This is a genomic window from Aquabacterium sp. (assembly GCF_044226965.1).
Lineage (GTDB): Bacteria > Pseudomonadota > Gammaproteobacteria > Burkholderiales > Burkholderiaceae_C > Pseudaquabacterium.
In genome coordinates, this window is the sequence record NZ_JBGAGA010000059.1 from 1 (window position 1) to 17,111 (window position 17,111).

General features: G+C 71.3%; 15 protein-coding genes. 7 read left to right on the top strand and 8 right to left on the bottom strand.

The genetic code is table 11. The features are described from left to right. Positions 1-1,579 (bottom strand): phosphate acyltransferase (locus tag ACILR4_RS21485; protein ID WP_395702922.1); only part of this gene is annotated, 1,579 nt, incomplete at its 3' end. Between the two features lie 170 nt (positions 1,580-1,749). Between ACILR4_RS21485 and ACILR4_RS21490 the strand changes: the two genes are divergently transcribed. The 7 genes from ACILR4_RS21490 to ACILR4_RS21520 are packed head-to-tail and all read left to right on the top strand — an operon-like array spanning position 1,750 to position 10,368. Next, positions 1,750-3,792: a sensor histidine kinase gene (locus ACILR4_RS21490; protein ID WP_395702923.1), complete on the top strand. Its 2,043-nt coding sequence runs from the start codon at positions 1,750-1,752 to the stop codon at positions 3,790-3,792. A 41-nt stretch (positions 3,793-3,833) separates the two neighbouring features. Continuing rightward, on the top strand, positions 3,834-4,508 hold the full coding sequence (locus tag ACILR4_RS21495) for a response regulator transcription factor (RefSeq protein ID WP_395702924.1): 675 nt from the start codon (positions 3,834-3,836) through the stop codon (positions 4,506-4,508). Between the two features lie 2 nt (positions 4,509-4,510). Continuing rightward, positions 4,511-7,396 carry a transporter substrate-binding domain-containing protein gene (locus ACILR4_RS21500; protein ID WP_395702925.1) on the top strand — a complete coding sequence of 962 codons (2,886 nt, stop codon included), beginning with the start codon at positions 4,511-4,513 and terminating at the stop codon, positions 7,394-7,396. 11 nt (positions 7,397-7,407) lie between these two features. Further along, complete coding sequence (thiL, locus tag ACILR4_RS21505) at positions 7,408-8,379, top strand: thiamine-phosphate kinase (RefSeq protein WP_395702926.1); 972 nt, start codon at positions 7,408-7,410, stop codon at positions 8,377-8,379. A gap of 8 nt (positions 8,380-8,387) precedes the next feature. Beyond that, on the top strand, positions 8,388-8,933 hold the full coding sequence (locus ACILR4_RS21510; RefSeq protein WP_395702927.1) for a phosphatidylglycerophosphatase A: 546 nt from the start codon (positions 8,388-8,390) through the stop codon (positions 8,931-8,933). After that, positions 8,930-9,430: a CinA family protein gene (locus ACILR4_RS21515; RefSeq protein ID WP_395702928.1), complete on the top strand. Its 501-nt coding sequence runs from the start codon at positions 8,930-8,932 to the stop codon at positions 9,428-9,430. The genes ACILR4_RS21510 and ACILR4_RS21515 overlap by 4 nt, the downstream gene beginning before the upstream one ends. Next, positions 9,427-10,368 (top strand): NAD(P)-dependent oxidoreductase, encoded by a 942-nt coding sequence (locus ACILR4_RS21520; RefSeq protein ID WP_395702929.1) that lies wholly within the window; start codon positions 9,427-9,429, stop codon positions 10,366-10,368. Before ACILR4_RS21515 ends, ACILR4_RS21520 begins: the two co-directional genes overlap by 4 nt. Position 10,369: 1 nt before the next feature. Here the strand turns inward: ACILR4_RS21520 and holA are convergent, their stop codons facing one another. Genes holA through ACILR4_RS21555 form a run of 7 tightly spaced genes read right to left on the bottom strand, consistent with a single transcriptional unit; the run spans position 10,370 to position 17,101 of the window. After that, positions 10,370-11,473 (bottom strand): DNA polymerase III subunit delta, encoded by a 1,104-nt coding sequence (gene holA, locus ACILR4_RS21525; protein WP_395702930.1) that lies wholly within the window; start codon positions 11,471-11,473, stop codon positions 10,370-10,372. 20 nt (positions 11,474-11,493) lie between these two features. Continuing rightward, entirely contained in the window at positions 11,494-11,985 is a 492-nt protein-coding gene (gene lptE / locus ACILR4_RS21530; protein ID WP_395702931.1) for an LPS assembly lipoprotein LptE, read from the bottom strand. After that, positions 11,985-14,630: a leucine--tRNA ligase gene (gene leuS, locus ACILR4_RS21535; RefSeq protein WP_395702932.1), complete on the bottom strand. Its 2,646-nt coding sequence runs from the start codon at positions 14,628-14,630 to the stop codon at positions 11,985-11,987. Before leuS ends, lptE begins: the two co-directional genes overlap by 1 nt. A 42-nt stretch (positions 14,631-14,672) precedes the next feature. Next, positions 14,673-15,101 carry an ExbD/TolR family protein gene (locus tag ACILR4_RS21540; RefSeq protein ID WP_395702933.1) on the bottom strand — a complete coding sequence of 143 codons (429 nt, stop codon included), beginning with the start codon at positions 15,099-15,101 and terminating at the stop codon, positions 14,673-14,675. Positions 15,102-15,111: 10 nt separating this feature from the next. Next, entirely contained in the window at positions 15,112-15,771 is a 660-nt protein-coding gene (locus tag ACILR4_RS21545; protein WP_395702934.1) for a MotA/TolQ/ExbB proton channel family protein, read from the bottom strand. Next, complete coding sequence (dapB, locus tag ACILR4_RS21550) at positions 15,771-16,586, bottom strand: 4-hydroxy-tetrahydrodipicolinate reductase (RefSeq protein ID WP_395702935.1); 816 nt, start codon at positions 16,584-16,586, stop codon at positions 15,771-15,773. The genes ACILR4_RS21545 and dapB overlap by 1 nt, the downstream gene beginning before the upstream one ends. Further along, entirely contained in the window at positions 16,583-17,101 is a 519-nt protein-coding gene (locus ACILR4_RS21555; RefSeq protein WP_395702936.1) for an outer membrane protein assembly factor BamE, read from the bottom strand. Before ACILR4_RS21555 ends, dapB begins: the two co-directional genes overlap by 4 nt. Positions 17,102-17,111: the final 10 nt, after the last annotated feature.

Here is a 17,111-nt window from a genome sequence, read left to right on the forward strand (position 1 = left end):
TGCGCTCGGTCAGGCGGTGGTAGGTCTGCCAGTAGTCGCGGTAGCGCGGGTCGTCGTCGATGTTGACGATCTCGTAGTCTCGGCCGCGTTCCAGGCGCAGGCCGTACTTCGCGATGCGGCGCTCGATGATCGACTGGCGGCCGACCAGCCAGGGCCGCGCCAGGCCTTCGTCGACGATCACCTGCACGGCGCGCAGCACGCGCCGGTCCTCGCCCTCGGCAAACGCGATGTTCTTGCGCGCGGCCCGCTTGGCCAGCGAGAAGATGGGCTTCATCGTCTGGCCGGAGGCATAGACGAAGCTCTGCAGTTTCTCGACGTAGGCCTCGTAGTCGGTGATGGGCCGGCTGGCGACGCCGGAATCCACCGCCGCCCGCGCCACCGCGGGGGCAATCTTCATCATCAGCCGCGGGTCGAAGGGCTTGGGAATGAGGTATTCGGGCCCGAAGCTCAGCGTGGCGCCGGCATAGGCGGCGGCGACCACGTCACTCTGTTCGGCCTGGGCCAGTTCGGCCAGCGCCTGCACCGCGGCGATCTCCATCGCGTCGGTGATCGTCGTGGCGCCGCAATCCAGCGCGCCGCGGAAGATGTACGGGAAGCACAGGACGTTGTTGACCTGGTTCGGGTAGTCGGTGCGGCCGGTGGCCATGATCGCGTCGTCGCGCACCGCCTTGACTTCCTCCGGCATGATCTCGGGCGTCGGGTTCGCCAGCGCGAAGATCAGCGGCCTGGCGGCCATGGCCTTGACCATCGCGGGCTTGAGCACGCCGCCGGCCGAAAGACCCAGGAACACGTCGGCATCGGCCATCACCTCGGCCAGCGTGCGGGCCGCGGTTTCCTGCGCGAACTCGGCCTTGTCCGGATCCATCAACTCGGTGCGGCCCTTCCAGACCACGCCGGCCAGATCGGTCACGAAGATGTTCTTGCGCGGCAGGCCCAGCTTGACCAGCAGGTTCAGGCACGCCAGCGCGGCGGCACCGGCACCGGAGGTGACGAGCTTGACGTCCTCGATGCGCTTGCCCACCACCTTCAGGCCATTGAGCAGTGCGGCGCCGACGACGATGGCGGTGCCGTGCTGGTCGTCGTGGAAGACCGGGATCTTCATGCGCTCGCGCAGCTTGCGCTCGACGTAGAAGCAGTCCGGCGCCTTGATGTCCTCGAGGTTGATGCCGCCGAAGGTGGGCTCGAGCGCGGCGATCACGTCGACCAGCTTGTCGATGTCGCGCTCGTTGAGCTCGAGGTCGAACACGTCGATGCCGGCGAACTTCTTGAACAGCACGCCCTTGCCTTCCATCACCGGCTTGGCGGCCAGCGGGCCGATGTCCCCCAGGCCCAGCACCGCGGTACCGTTGGTGACCACCGCCACCAGGTTGCCGCGCGCGGTGTAGCGGAAGGCATTGGCCGGATCGGCGACGATCTCCTCGCAGGCCGCCGCCACGCCCGGCGAATAGGCCAGCGCCAGGTCGCGCTGGTTCAGCACCTGCTTGGTGGCGGCGATGGCCACCTTCCCCGGGGTCGGGAACTCGTGGTACTCCAGCGCGGCGCGGCGCAGCTCGGCACGCTTCTCTTCGTAGTGGTCCATCGTCGGTCTTTCCTCGGGCGGGGGACGGGATTCTAGGAGCCGGGTGTCGCGGCGGCGTCACCGTCGTCATGCGGATTCGGCATGGCAGTTTCCGTCCCGCGAGGAAATTCGCCCATGCGCGAAACTGCGTATCAGTTTCAACCTGGGCCGGCGGAATACTGGCCCGCACGATGAGGCCCGAATTGGCGCGCCTGGCTCCTGAACGCAGCCCCGACAGGCCCGGCCGCCGCCTGCCGCGCGCGCTGCTGTGGGCGGCGCTGGTGGCCCTGCTGCTGGTGGCACAGACGCTGCTGGTGGCGCTGACGATCAGCTACGAATCCACCCGGGCGCAGGAGCGCACCGACGAAGCGGCCACCCAGGCCGCGGCGGAGATCCGTCAGCGCGCCCAGGCCATGCTGCAGAGCCTGCAGGCATTGCATCGACGGGCCGGCGAGTCGCTCGAATGGCGCATGGAGGCCGAGACGCTGATGCGCAACTACCGCGAGATGGTGCGCATCGAGCGGCGGGACCAACAGCTGCACACCGTGGCCGCGCTCGACACGCCGCTGCGCGAGCCCTTTTTCAGCCGCTGGCCGCGTGCCGAGATGGAACTCGAAACCGAAGTGGCCTGCGCCGCCGCCCGGCGCACGATGACGCCGACGTTCTCGCGCAGCCAGTTCGTGCCCCAGCCTGGCGGCATGGGCGTCGAGATGGTCGACATCTGCGTGCCCTTGCAGGAGGCCGGCCAGCTGGTGGGCTACGGCGTGGCCAGCATCGTGCTGGCGACGCTGCTGGAAGAAACGCGCCATTCCGAATGGGCGCGCAGCGTCGAGGTCTCCTTCGTCGAGGCCGATGGCACGCGCCTGGCCCGGGCCGGCGCGGTGCGCGGCGCCGGGGTCTACGTCGCCGAACGGGTGGTGGACCTGGCCGGCACCAGCCTGCAGTTGCGGGTCGACGCCGCGCAGCGCCGGCCCAGCCTGATCCCCAACATCACCACCGCGCTGGTGCTGGGGCTGTCGATCGGCCTGTTCGGCGTGGTGCTGCTGCTGGTGCGCGACGGCCGCCGGCGTGCGCGGGCCGAGGCCGCGCTCGGCGAGGCTCTGGCCTTCCGCCGCGCGATGGAGGATTCGCTGATCACCGGCCTGCGGGCGCGTGACCGGCACGGCCATATCGTCTACGTCAACCCGGCCTTCTGCCACATGGTGGGCTTCACCGCGCCCGAGCTGCAGGAAGCGGAGACGCCACCGTACTGGCCGCCCGAGCAGGTCAGCACCTACCGCGCCCGCCAGGCCGAACGCCTCGACCCGGGCCACGAGGTGTCCCGCGAGGGCTACGAAACCGTCTTCATGCGCAAGAACGGCGAGCGCTTTCCGGTCATGGTGTACGAGGCGCCGCTGGTCGACCGCACCGGCAAGCACGCCGGCTGGATGGGTGCGGTGGTCGACCTCTCGGCGCAGCGCAAGGTGGAGGACCTCTCGCGCCAGCAGCAGGAACGGCTGCAGGCCACCGCGCGGCTGGCCAGCGTCGGCGAGATGGCTTCGCTGCTGAGCCACGAGCTGAACCAGCCGCTGGCGGCCATTGCCAGCTACGCCACCGGTTCGTTGAACATGCTGGAGTCGCCCGATGCCGACACGCTGCCGATGCTGCAGCAGGGCCTGCTGCGCATTGCCGAGCAGGCCGAACGCGCCGGACGCGTCATCAAGAGCGTGCACGACTTCGTGCGCCGTCGCCACCAGGCGCACGAGGTGATCGCTGCCGACGCGCTGATCGACTCGGTGCTGCCGCTGGTGCGGCTGCAGGCCCGCAAGAGCGGCGCGCGCATCGAGCTGGACATCGCGCAGCCCGCGCCGCGGGTGAAGATCGACCGCACGATGGTCGAACAGGTGCTGCTGAACCTGGCGCGCAACGGCCTGCAGGCGATGGAGCGCGACACGCCGCTGGAGCGGCGCGTGCTCACCTTGCGCGTGCAGCCGGTGCAGCAGCGCTGGGCCGCGTTCTCGGTGGTCGACGCGGGGCCGGGCATTCCCGCCGAGGTCGGCCAGAAGCTGTTCACGCCCTTCTTCACCACGCGCGACGAGGGCATGGGCCTGGGCCTGTCGCTGTGCCGTACCGTGGTGGAACAGCACGGCGGCGCGATCGACTTCGAGAACCTGCCGCGCCAGCCCGACGGCAGCGGCGGCACCGTGTTCCGTTTCACGCTGCCGCTGGCGGTGGCGCGGCACGCACCGTCGTGAACCCTGCGGCGCCCGGGGCGCCGTGTACCATCGATCACCTCATGGCGACGCAGCCCGGCTCCCCATCGTTCGACGCACCGCTCGGTCTGCCGGTCGTCTATCTGGTCGACGACGAGGCCGTGGTGCGCGACGCGCTGGCCTGGCTGCTGCGCTCGCGCCGGCTGTTGTCCGAAGGTTTCGCCCATGCCGATGCGTTCGATGACTGGCTGCACACGCGTGACATCGCAGGGGGCTGGCCCGAGTCCCCGTCCTGCCTGCTGCTGGACGTGCGCATGCCGGGCACCAGCGGGCTGGTGCTGTTCGAGCGGCTGATCGAACGCGGGCTGATCGAGCGGTTGCCGGTCATCTTCCTCACCGGCCATGGCGACGTGCCCACCGCGGTCAACGCGGTCAAGCGCGGCGCCTTCGATTTCGTCGAGAAGCCGTTCTCGGACAACACGCTGGTCGACCGCGTCGAGCAGGCGCTGGCGCGCAGTGCCGAGGCCATCCGTGCACGCCGGCGCAAGCTGCAGGTGGCCCAGCTGGTGGCCGAACTGACCGAGCGCGAGCGCGACGTGATGCAGCGTGTGGTCGCCGGCCTGCCGAACAAGCTGATCGCCGACGAGCTCGGCATCAGCGTGCGCACCGTCGAGGTCCACCGGGCACGCCTGTTCGACAAGATGAGCGTGCGCTCGGCCGTCGAGCTGACGAACCTGCTGCGCGAGCACGCCGCCTGAGCATGCAGGCCGCGCCGCCGCGCCCCGCGCTGCGTTGTGTGTGGCTGTGGTGCAGCGCGTGGCTGCTGCTGGCCGGCTGGCTGGCGTTGCTGGCGCCGGCACGGGCCGCTGACGAAGCGCCGGCCTACCACTTCCGCCTGCCGCCCGGGCGCACGCCGGTGGCGCCGGGGCGCGACCTGCTGGATCCCGCCGAGCGCGCCTTCATCGCCGGGCTGCCCGAGCTGCGCGTCGGCCTGAACGTACCGGACAACCGGCCCTACGAGGTGATCAACGAGCAGGGCGAGATCAGCGGCATCCAGATCGAGATCCTCACGCACGTCGCGCAGGCGCTGGGCCTGAAGCTGCGGCCGGTGGTGCTGTCGAGCTTTCCGCAGGCGCTGGACGCGCTGCGCGAGCGCCAGGTCGACGTGATGGCGACGGTGGGCTACGAGCCTTCGCGCGAAGCCTACATGACCTACACGCTGGGCACCGCGCCGAACCCCGGCGCCATCATCGGCCGCGCGGCGGACCCGCGCTTCGCCGAGCAGCCGACGCTCAACGGGATGCGCGTGGCGATCGAGCAGAGCTACGTCACGCAGTACTACGCGCGCCGCATGTACCCCGAGGTGCTGATCTCCGACCAGCCCGACACTGCCCACGCACTGCGTGCCGTGGCGCTGGGCGAGGACGACTTCTACTTCGGCAGCCTGCTGATGGCGATGGACCGCATCCAGCGCGATGCGGTGGCGGGCCTGGACGTGAAGAAGTCGCTGGTCTACGCCACCGGGCAGATGCACTTCGGCGTGCGCAGCGACTGGCCGCTGCTGGCCACCGCGCTCAGCAAGGGCGTGGCCGCGCTGCGGGCCGGCCCGCTGCCGCAGCTGGAAGCCGCGCTGCAGGCGCTGGGCGCGCAGCGCCGCGAGGTGCCGCAGCCGCTGAAGCTCGCGCGCAACGAACAGCAGCAGCTGGCCCGGCGCAGCGTGCTGCGCGTGGGCGCGGTGCGCGGCCTCACGCTGCTGAACGAGGCGCTGCCCAAGGGCGGGCATGCCGGCATCGCTGCCGACTACACCGCGCAGGTTGCCGCGCGGCTGGGCGTGGCGGTCGACGTGGTGCCTTTCGACAGCGTGGCCGCGATGCTCGACGCGCTGCGCGAGGGCACGATCCAGCTGGTGCCCTTCCTCACCCGCACCGCGGCGCGTGAACGCGAGTTCGCGTTCTCGCAGCCCTACCTGGAGATGCCCTACCTGATCGTCGCGCGCAGCGATGCGCCGCTGTATTGGGGACTGGACAGCCTGCGCGGCAAGCGCCTGGCGCTGGCGCAGCAGCACCCGCTGCGCGAGCTGCTGGCCGAGCGCTACCGCGACATCCAGGTGGTCGACGCCCGCAGCGGCGACGACGCGATGGACATGGTCGCGCGGGGCGCGGCCGACGCGGCGGTGGAGGTGAAGCTGTTCGCCAACATGCGCGTCAACGGCGACGCCGCCGGGCGGCTGCGCGTGCTGGGGCCGGTGGAGCAGCTGCCGGCACAGTTCCGCTTCGCCGTCTCGCGCGAGGCGGCGGCGCTGGTGCCGCTGCTCGACCGCGCGCTGGCCGACATCCCGCCCGAGGAGCGCGAACGCCTGACGCGGCGCTGGGTAGCGATCGACTTCACGCCGCCGTTCCCGTGGCGGCGCTACCTGCCGCTGGCCATCACCCTCGGGGCGGCGCTGCTGCTGCTGGCAGGCCTGTCGGTGTGGTGGATGCGGCGGCTGGCCGGTGAGGTGGAGGTGCGCCGCGCCGCCGAAGAGCGCCTGCTGGATGCGATGCAGGCGCAGAACCTCTTCGTGGCCAGCGCCAGCCACGAGCTGCGCGCACCGCTGCAGGCGATCACGCTGGCGCTGCAGCGCCTGGGCGATTCTCCGCTCGAGGGCGACCAGCGCCGGCTGTGGCGCAGCGCGATGGATTCGTCGAGCTCGCTGGTGCAGCTGATCGACGACGTGCTCGACCTCGCCCAGCTCGAGGCAGGCCGCATGCGCCTGCACCCGGCGCCGGTCGACCTGCAGGCGCTGCTGGGCCAGCTGGCCGACAACCACCGCCTGGCGGCCGAGGCGCGCGGACTGTCGCTGGCGCTGCAATGGGACGCCCGGCTACCGCGTTACCTGATGCTCGACAGCCTGCGGCTTCGCCAGCTGCTGGTGAACCTGCTGAGCAATGCGATCAAGTACACGCGCGAAGGCGGCGTGACACTGGCCGCGCGCGCCGGGCTGAGCGAAGGCGCGCCGATGCTGGTGCTGTCGGTGCGTGACAGCGGCATCGGCATCCCGCCCGAGCGGCAGCACGCGCTGTTCCAGCCCTTCGAGACCTTCCATCAGCCCGCGCACCGGCCGGCCGAGGGCAGCACCGGGCTGGGCCTGGCGATCTGCAAGCGCCTGGTCGATGCCATGGGCGGGCGCATCGCGCTGCAGAGCACGCCGGGCCGTGGCACCGAGGTGACGGTGAGCCTGCCGATGCCGGCGACCGCTGCCGCACCGGCGCCGGGCACGGCGGCCGCCGCGCCGGGCCGGCGTGGTGCCGTGCTGCTGGTCGACGACGACGAGGTCAGTCGCGTGCTGATCGCCGACATGCTGCGTGCCGACGGCAGCCCGGTGATCGAGGCCGACTGCGTGGCCGCCGCGGTGGCGCGCGCCGGCCAGGCCGAGCTGGTGCTGGTGATCAGCGATCGCCACCTGCCCGATGGCGACGGCATCGCCCTGCTGCGGCTGCTGGCTCGGCAGGCGCGCGAGCGCGGCGCGCCGATCCGGACCGTGCTGTGCAGCGGCAGCGAGCCCGAGGCCGAAGCCGACCTGGCCGGCGTCGACACGGTGCTGCGCAAGCCGGTGGGCATCGACACCTTGCGCCGCGAGGTGGCCGAGGCCACGGGCGCTCGTTGACAATCCGAGGCATGGCTCTCGGCGAATTCGATCTCATCGCGAAGTTCTTCACCCGCCCGGTGCGCCGCGCCGTGCTGGGGGTGGGCGACGACTGCGCGCTGCTGCAACCGACGCCCGGGCAGCACCTGGCCGTGTCCAGCGACATGCTGGTCGAGGGCCGGCATTTCCTGTCCACCGTCGCGCCCGATCGGCTGGGTCACAAGGCGCTGGCGGTGAACCTGAGCGATCTCGCGGCCTGCGGCGCGGCGCCGCTGGCCTTCACGCTGGCGCTGGCGCTGCCGCGGGTCGACGAAGCCTTCCTCGCCGGCTTTGCCGGCGGGCTGTTCGCGCTGGCCGATGCCCATGGCGTCGAGCTGGTCGGCGGCGACACCACCGCCGGCCCGCTCAACATCTGCATCACCGTGTTCGGCGAAGTGCCGGCCGGCCAGGCGCTGCGGCGCGACGGCGCGCGGCCGGGCGATGCGCTGTGGGTCAGCCACCCGGTCGATGGCGGCATTGGCGATGCGCGGCTCGCGCTCGAGGCCTTCCGCGGCAGCTTGGCGCTGGAGGGCGCTGACTTCCAAAAGGTGCGGCCAGCGATGGAGCTGCCGCAGCCGCGCGTCGCCCTCGGCCAGGCGCTGCGCGGCATTGCCAGCAGTGCGATCGACCTCAGCGACGGCCTGGTCGGCGACCTCGGCCATGTGCTGAAGCGTTCCGGCGTCGGCGCGCGGCTGCAGGTCGACGCGCTGCCGATCAGCGCGGTGCTGGCACGCCAGCCGCTCGCCTGGCAACGTGAATGCACGCTGGCCGGCGGCGACGACTACGAGCTGCTGTTCAGCGCGCCGGCGGTGGCGGCCGAGGCCGTGCGCGCGGCCGCGCGGCAGTGCGGCGTCGGCGTCAGCTGCATCGGTGAGATCGAGGCTTTGCCCGGCCTGCGCCTGGTCGACGCGCAGGGCCAGCCGCTGGCCTCGGCGCCGCGCGGCTTCGACCACTTCAGCGGATGAGCCCGGCCATGGACGCGATGGCCCCACGGCGGCCCGGCTGGCGCTTCATGCTCGGCCACCCAGCGCGCTGGATCGCCTTCGGCCTGGGCAGCGGGCTGGCCCCGCGCGCGCCCGGCACCATCGGCACCCTGTGGGCCTGGGCGGCTTGGCTGCTGATCGACCGGTTCGGCGGGATCGATGCGCGCGGCTGGGCGGTGGTGCTGGCGCTATCGCTGGTGCTGGGCTGGTGGGCCTGCACGCGCACCGCGCGCGAGCTGAACATCGCCGACCCCGGTTCGATCGTGTGGGACGAGGTGATCGCGTTCTGGCTGATCCTGTGGCTGGTGATGCCGGCCGGCCTCGGGCTGCAGTTGCTGGCCTTCGCGCTGTTCCGCTTCTTCGACGCGGTGAAGCCGGGTCCGGTGGGCTGGGCCGACCGGCGCTACAAGCTGCGCCCGGGCGAAGCCATCGGCTGGCGCCAGGGCTGGGGGATTCTGTTCGACGACCTGGTCGCGGCGCTGTGCACGCTGTTCGTGCTGGCGCTGGGCCTGGCCGTCAGGAGTTGGTGGGCATGACGACGACACCCGCGACGACCGTGGCCGCCACGGTGGTGGCCTTGGCCGACGCGCTGCGTGGCCGCGGCGAGATGATGGCCACGGCCGAGAGTTGCACCGGCGGCCTGATCGCCGGCGCCTGCACCGACCTGGCCGGCTCGAGCGACTGGTTCGAGCGCGGCGTCGTCAGCTACAGCAATGCCGCGAAGACCGAGCTGCTGGGCGTGCCGGCCGCTTTGATCGAGGCCCATGGCGCGGTCAGCGAGCCGGTGGCGTTGGCGATGGCGCGCGGCGCGCTGGCCCATGCCCGGGCGCAATGGGCCGTTGCCGTCACCGGCGTGGCCGGGCCGGGCGGCGGCACGGCCACCAAGCCGGTGGGCCTGGTGTGGCTGGCCTGGGCCGGGCCGGGCGGCGTCGAGGCCGAGGCGCATCGCTTCCCCGGCGATCGTGCGGCGGTGCGCAGCGCCACGGTGGCGCATGCGCTGCAGGGTCTGCTCGATCGGGTGCGGCGCGCATGAACATCCTGCTCACTGGCAGCTGGGACGACACCGAACGCGATGCCTGGGCCGCGGCCCTGCGCGCCGCGATGCCGGGCCACACGCTGTGGCTGTCGCGCGAGGGCGTGGCGGCCGAGGCCATCGAGGCGGCGATCGTCGCGAACCCGGCGCCGGGCCAGCTGCAGGGCCTGCCCCGGCTGCGACTGATCCAGTCGCTGTGGGCGGGCGTCGACCGGCTGCTGGGTGACGCCAGCCTGCCGGCCGGCGTGCCGATCGCCCGCATGGTCGACCCGGCGATGAATGCCGCGATGGCCGAGACCGCGCTCTGGGCCGTGCTGTCACTGCACCGCGGCTTCTTCCGCTATGCCCGCCAGCAGCAGCAGGGCGTGTGGCAGGAGCTGCCGCAGCGCCGTGCCGACGAACTGCACGTGCTGGTGCTGGGCCTGGGCCAGATGGGCCGCACGGCGGCGCTGCGCCTGCGCCAGCAGGGCTATCGCGTCAGCGCCTGGCGCCGCGCTGGGGGCGACGCTGCGCCCGAGGGCGTCGAGCGGCTCAGCGGCGCGCCGGCGCTGCGGGGCGCGCTGCCGGGCGTGGACGTGCTGGTGAACCTGCTGCCGCTAACGCCTGAAACACGCGGCCTGCTGGATGAATCGCTGTTCGCCGCCCTGCCGCGCGGCGCCGGCATCGTGAACCTCGCGCGCGGTGCGCACCTCGACGAGGCCGCGCTGCTCGCGGCGCTGGACAGCGGCCAGATCGGCCATGCGGTGCTCGACGTGTTCCAGACCGAGCCGCTGCCCGCCGGCCATCGCTTCTGGGGCCATCCGCAGGTCACGTTGCTGCCGCATGCGGCGGCGCAGACCGATCTGCGCAGCGCCGCGGCCATCGCCGCGGCCAACCTCGAGGCACTGGCCGCCGGGCGGCCGCTGATGAACCTGGTGCAGCCCGCGCGCGGGTACTGAGTCAGGCCAGCGGTTCGAGCGCCAGCCGCAGCAGCACTGGCGCCTTGCCGCGGGGCGCCGCGGGCATCGCCAGGCCCTGCGCCATCAGCAGCGCCAGACGCCGGATGGCGTCCCAGGGGTCGAGCGGCCAGTCGGGGTGCTTCAGGCCCTTGACGATGCCGTCGCAGGTGCTGGCTGCGGCCACCAGGTGCGCGACCTGGTGGTCGGCCAGCATCGGCAGCGCGCGTTCGAACAGGCGTTCCTTCGGTCCCCAGACCCGCGCCTCGCGCAGCGCCATCGGCAGCGGCTTGCCGGCGGCCAGCGCGTCCTTGGCGGCCTTCAGCGCCAGGATGTCGGCGGCCAGGGTCCAGTGCACCAGCACCGCCGCCTCGCCCTCGGCGCGCAGGCCATCGAGCATGCGCAGCACGCGCGCGGTCTGGCCGGCCAGCACCGCCTCGCCGAGCTTGAACACGTCGTAGCGCGCCACGTTCAGCACCGCGGACTCGATCTGCGCGAAGCTCAGCGGCCCGGCCGGGTACAGCAGCGCCAGCTTCTGCAGTTCCTGGTGCGCGGCCAGCAGGTTGCCTTCGACGCGGTCGGCAAAGAAGGCCAGCGCCTGCTGGCCGTCCTCGCCTTCGGCGACCGACTGGCCCTGGCGCGCCAGGCGCTGCGCGATCCACTGCGGCAGCGCCCGCCGCTCCACCGGGTCGACGCGCAGCATCACGCCCGCCTGGTCGAGCGCGGCGAACCAGGCGCTCTGCTGCTGCTGGCGGTCGAGCCGCGGCAGGTGCACCAGCGTCACCACGTCGTCGGACAAGGTCTCGCAATAACGCTGCAAAGCCTCGGAGCCGTCCTTGCCCGGCTTGCCGTTGGGGATGCGGATCTCGATCAGCTGGCGCTCGGCGAACAGGCTCATCGCCTGCGCCGCGCCGAGCAGGCCGGACCAGTCGAAATGCGCGCCGCTCACCGTGAAGACCTTGCGCTCGGTGTAGCCGGCCGCGCGCGCCGCGCTGCGGATCGCGTCGCCCGCCTCCTGCGCCAGCAGCGGTTCGTCGCCGTGCACGGTGTACACGGCCTTCAGCCCGCGCTGCAGGTGGGCGTCGAGCTGGTCGCTGCGCAGCTGCATCGTCGTCGCCTTTCAGCCTCTCAAGGCTTCTTCACCTGCGAGATGCGGCGCATCAGCTGCATCACGATGTCGGTCTGCATGGCCTGGTACAGCTGCGCCTCTTCCTGCTCCTTGGCCAGCGCGTAGGTCTCGCTGTAGGTCATGTCGCGCGACAGCAGCAGCGTGCTCTCGGGCACCAGCTCACGGCCGGCGGGCGTGGCCAGGCGGTACTGGAAGTTCACGCGCAGCTGCACGCCGCGCACCTGGCCCGCCGCGGTGGAGGCGTTGACGCTTTTCTCGCGCCGGTCGACCAGCGCGTGCAGCACGACCTCGGCCCGGTTCGGATCCTCGACCCACTGCACGTTGGTTGGCAGGCTGCGCTTGAGCTCCTCGTACAGCGGCGAGCGTGGCTCGAAGCCGCTGAACGCGATGCGCGAGAAGGGCAGCTCGGGCGGCCGCCGCAACTCGAAGCCACAGGCGGTCAGCAGGGCCGCCGGCAGCGCGGCGACCAGCGTGCGGCGCGGCAGACCCATCAGACGACGATGTTGACCAGCCGGCCCGGCACGATCACCACCTTCCTGGCGGGCTTGCCTTCGCCGAACCGGGCGAACTCGGGCGTGGCCAGCGCGGCGGCCTCGATCGCCGCCTTGTCGGCCTGCGCCGGCACCTTGATGCTGCCGCGCAGCTTGCCGGCCACCTGCAGCATCAGCTCGATCTCGTCGAGCACCAGCGCGGTCTCGTCGACCTGCGGCCAGGGGGCGTCGAGCAGGTCGCCATGCTCGGCCACGAAGCCGAGCGCGGTCCACAGCGCGTGGCCGATGTGCGGGCAGGCCGGGTACAGCGCCCGCAGCAGCACCGAGGCGCCTTCGCGCAGCACGCTGGCCGCGGCCGGGCCTTCGGCCTTGAAGCCGTCCAGCGCATTCAGCAGCTTCATCGCACCGGAGACCACGGTGTTGTACTGCATGCGCTCGTAGTCGTAGCTCACCTGGCGCAGCACGGTGTGGACTTCGCGCCGCAGCGCCTTGGCCTCGGCGTCCAGCGCCGCGGCATCCACCGTGCCGGCGGCGCGGATGGCGGCGGCGTTCTTCGCGCCGAAGGCCCACACGCGGCGCAGGAAGCGGTGCGCGCCCTCGACGCCGGCGTCGTTCCACTCCAGCGTCTGCTCGGGCGGGGAGGCGAACATCACGAACAGGCGCGCGGTGTCGGCGCCGTACTGGTCGATCAGCGCCTGCGGGTCGACGCCGTTGTTCTTGGACTTGGACATCGTGGTCCAGCCCTCGTAGACGACCGGCTGGCCGTCGGTCTTCAGCGTGGCCGACTGCACGTGCGCATGCTCGTCGCGCACGATGTCCAGGTCGTGCGCCCAGTAGTAGTCCTTGCCGCTGGTCTCGCCGGTGCGCGAGAAGGCCTCGTTCAGCACCATGCCCTGCGTCAGCAGCTTGGTGAAGGGCTCGCTCACCTTGACCAGGCCGAGGTCGCGCATGACCTTGGTCCAGAAGCGCGCGTACAGCAGGTGCAGGATCGCGTGCTCGATGCCGCCGATGTATTGATCCATCGGCATCCAGTAGTCCGTGCCCTCTGCCACCATGCGCTCGGCGTCCTGCGGATCGCAATAGCGCATGAAGTACCAGGACGAGTCGACGAAGGTGTCCATCGTGTCGGTCTCGCGCCGTGCAGGCTTGCCGCAGACCGGGCAGGCACACTTCAGGAAGTCCTCGCGCTTGTTCAGCGGGTTGCCGCTGCCGTCGGGGATGCAGTCTTCCGGCAGCACCACCGGCAGGTCCTGCTCCGGCACCGGCACCGCGCCATGCTCGTCGCAATGGATGATCGGGATCGGCGTGCCCCAGTAGCGCTGGCGGCTGACACCCCAGTCACGCAGGCGCCAGGTGGTCTTCTTGTCGCCCAGGCCCTGGGCGGCCAGCAGTGCGGCCACCTTGTCGACGGCGGCCTTGTAGGCCAGGCCGTCGAGCACGCCGGAGTTCACGCAGCGGCCGCGCTGCTTGTCGGCGTACCACTCGGCCCAGGCCGCGGTGCTGAAGGTTTCGCCGTCGACCGCGACCACCTGCTGGATGGCCAGGCCGTACTTCTTCGCGAACGCGAAGTCGCGCTCGTCATGCGCCGGCACGCCCATCACGGCGCCGTCGCCGTAGCTCATCAGCACGTAGTTGCCGACCCACACCTCGACCTGCGCACCGGTGAGCGGGTGCGTGACGAACAGGCCCGTGGCCAGGCCTTCCTTTTCCTTGGTCGCCAGTTCGGCCTCGGTGGTGCCGCCGGCCTTGCAGGCTTCGATGAACGCCGCGATCTGCGGGTTGCCGGCGGCCGCATGCTGGGCCAGCGGATGCTCCGGCGCCACGGCACAGAAGGTGACGCCCATGATGGTGTCGGCCCGCGTGGTGAAGACCCACAGCCTGCCGTCGCCGATCAGCGCACCGGCGCCGTCGCGGATCTGGTGCGGGAACGCGAAGCGCACGCCTTCGCTCTTGCCGATCCAGTTCTCCTGCATCAGCCGCACGCGCTCGGGCCAGCCGGCGAGGTAGTTCGGGTCCTCGGGGTTGGCCACGGCCGAGAGCAGTTCCTCGGCATAGTCGGTGATCTTCAGGTAGTAGCCCGGGATCTCGCGCTTCTCGATCAGCGCGCCGGAACGCCAGCCGCGGCCGTCGATCACCTGCTCGTTGGCCAGCACGGTCTGGTCCACCGGGTCCCAGTTCACCACCTGCGTGCGGCGCACGGCGATGCCCTTCTCGAGCATCTTCAGGAACAGCCACTGGTTCCACTTGTAGTACGCGGGGCTGCAGGTGGCGACCTCGCGCGACCAGTCGATCGCCAGGCCCATGGCCTGCATCTGGCCCTTCATGGTCGCGATGTTCGAGTAGGTCCACTGCGCCGGCGGCACCTTGTTCTTCATCGCCGCGTTCTCGGCCGGCAGCCCGAAGGCGTCCCAGCCCATCGGCATCAGCACGTTCATGCCCTTCATGCGCAGCTGGCGCGCGAGCATGTCGTTGATGGTGTAGTTGCGCACATGGCCCATGTGCAGCTTGCCGCTGGGGTAGGGCAGCATCGAGCAGGCGTAGAACTTGGGGCGGCTCTTGTCCTCGCTGACGCGGTAGGCATCGGCGGCCTGCCAGTGGGCTTGCGCGGCCGCTTCGACCTCGGCGGGGGCGTATTTCTCGTTCATGCCCCGGATTGTAGGAGGCAGGCCTCGCGCCTCCGGCGCCGGTCAGCGTGCGGGCGCAGCGCTCGATTCGGTGACGAAGCCGATGCGCACCAGCCCGCCTTCCTGCACCAGGCCGATCAGTTCGGCAATGCGGCCGTACGGCACGCTCTTGTCGGCCCGCAGTTGCACCTCGGTGGCCTTGTTGCGCACCGCCGCCTCGCGCACGCGCAGCTTCAGCTGCTCGGCGTTGACGGCCTCGTCGCCCCAGAACAGCTGGCCCTGCGGATTCACGGCCACGGTGATGAACAGCGCCGCATCGGTGGGCTTGGCGCCTTCGGTCTTGGGCAGGTCGAGCTTCAGGCTCGAGGTCATCAGCGGCGCGGTGATCATGAAGATGACCAGCAGCACCAGCATCACGTCGATCAGCGGCGTCATGTTGATGTCGCTCATCGGCCGCGACGCGCCGGGGCTCTCGAGGCGGCCGAAGCTCATGGCCGTGCCCTCAGCCGCGCGCCTTCGCGGCTTCGAGGGCCATCTCGCGCAGGTCGTGCGCGAAGCCTTCGAGCTCGGCCTCGCAGCCGGCGACCCACTTGCCGAACAGGTTGTAGGCCAGCACCGCGGGGATGGCCACCGCCAGGCCGGCGGCCGTCATGATCAGCGCCTCGCCGACCGGGCCGGCGACCTTCTCGATCGTGATGGAGCCCGCCGCCGCAATGCTGCCCAGTGCGTGGTAGATGCCCCAGACGGTGCCGAACAGGCCGATGAACGGCGCGGTGCTGCCGATGGAGGCAAGCAGCACCTGCCCGAACTGCAGGTGCGAGAGGCTGGCGTGCAGCGCGTCGCGCAGGCGGCGGGTCAGCTGCGATTCGAGGGCGCCGCGCGTTTCCAGCGTCGTGCCGCCGGCGCGCGGTGCACTGGCCGCCAGCAGCGGCGCCAGCACCTGTTCACGGTCCAGCGCGTTCAGGCGGGTCGCGCCAGCGTCCATCGACTCGGCCGCCCAGAAGGCCGGCACCGCACGGGCGATGTCGCGGCGCGCGCGTTGCAGCACCCAGGCCTTCCAGAGGATCACCGACCAGGCGCTGACCGACATCAGCAGCAGCAGGCTGGCCACCGCGCGGCCGATGCCGTCGCTCTGGGCCCAGAACTGGGTCAGGCCTTCCATCAGCGCAGGCCCAGCACGTCGTTCATGTCGAACAGGCCGCTGGCATGCGCGGTCAGGAAGCGCGCGGCCCGCAGCGCACCTTGGGCGTAGCCGGCGCGGCTGGAGGACTTGTGGGAGATCTCGATGCGCTCGCCGGTGCCGGCGAACATCACCGTGTGCTCGCCGATGATGTCGCCGCCCCGGATGGCGCTGAAGCCGATGGTCGAGGGGTTGCGCTCGCCGGTGACGCCTTCGCGCGCATACACCGCGCAGTCCTTCAGCGAGCGGCCCAGCGCCGCGGCCACCACCTCGCCCATCTGCAGCGCGGTGCCGCTGGGCGCGTCGACCTTGTGGCGGTGGTGGGCCTCGATGATCTCGATGTCGTAGCCCTGGTTCAGCAGGCGCGCGGCCTGGCCGATCAACTGCATCAGCACGTTGACGCCCACGCTCATGTTGGGCGCCAGCATCACGGCGATGTCGCGCGCGAACGCGCCGATCTCGGCCTTCTGCGTTGCATCGAAGCCGGTGGTGCCGATCACGGCCTTCACGCCCAGCTCGCGGCACACCGCCAGATGTGCCAGCGTGCCTTCGGGGCGGGTGAAGTCGATCAACACCTGAGCTTGCGCCAGGCCGGCGCGCAGGTCGCTGGTGATCGTGACGCCGGTGGTGCGGCCCACCGCGGCACCGGCGTCCTGGCCCAGGGCCGGGCTGCCGGCCACGTCGAGCGCGCCGGCCAGCTGGCAATCGGGTGCGGCCAGCACCGCTTCGATCAGCATGCGGCCCATGCGGCCGCCAGCGCCGGCGATGGCGATGCGCACGGCTGCGGCGCTGCTCACGAGGGCTCCAGGGGCGGGTAGCTGCGCACGGCGCCGGTGGGGGCCGCCGCCGGGGCCTCGGCCTTCTGCGGCTTGGGCAACGCTTCCTTCTGCGCTTCGGTCAGCTCCAGCACCGGCGCCTTGCCAGTGGCCTTGGTGCGGCTGATGGAGGCGACGAACTCACGCTCGGAGGGCAGTTCCGGCGCATCGAGCTTCTTCAGCGCATCGCCTTCGAAGTACGCGACGACGCTGATGCGCTGCGGCTCCGTGCCCTGGCGGCGGATCGTGAAGATGTAGTCCCAGCGGTCGGCGTGGAAGATGTCCGTCAGCATCGGCGAGCCGAGGATGTCGCGCACCTGGTTGCGCGGCATGCCGGGCTTGATCAGCGCCACTTGCTCCTTGGTGACGACATTGCCCTGCACGATGTCGATCCGGTAGGGCGTGACGGCGTAGAGCAGGTTGTCGGTCGTCGATTGGATCGACGCGCAGCCGCCCGCGGCCAGCAGGCCGGCCAACGCCGTGGCGCGGCACAACAAAGGAACAGGG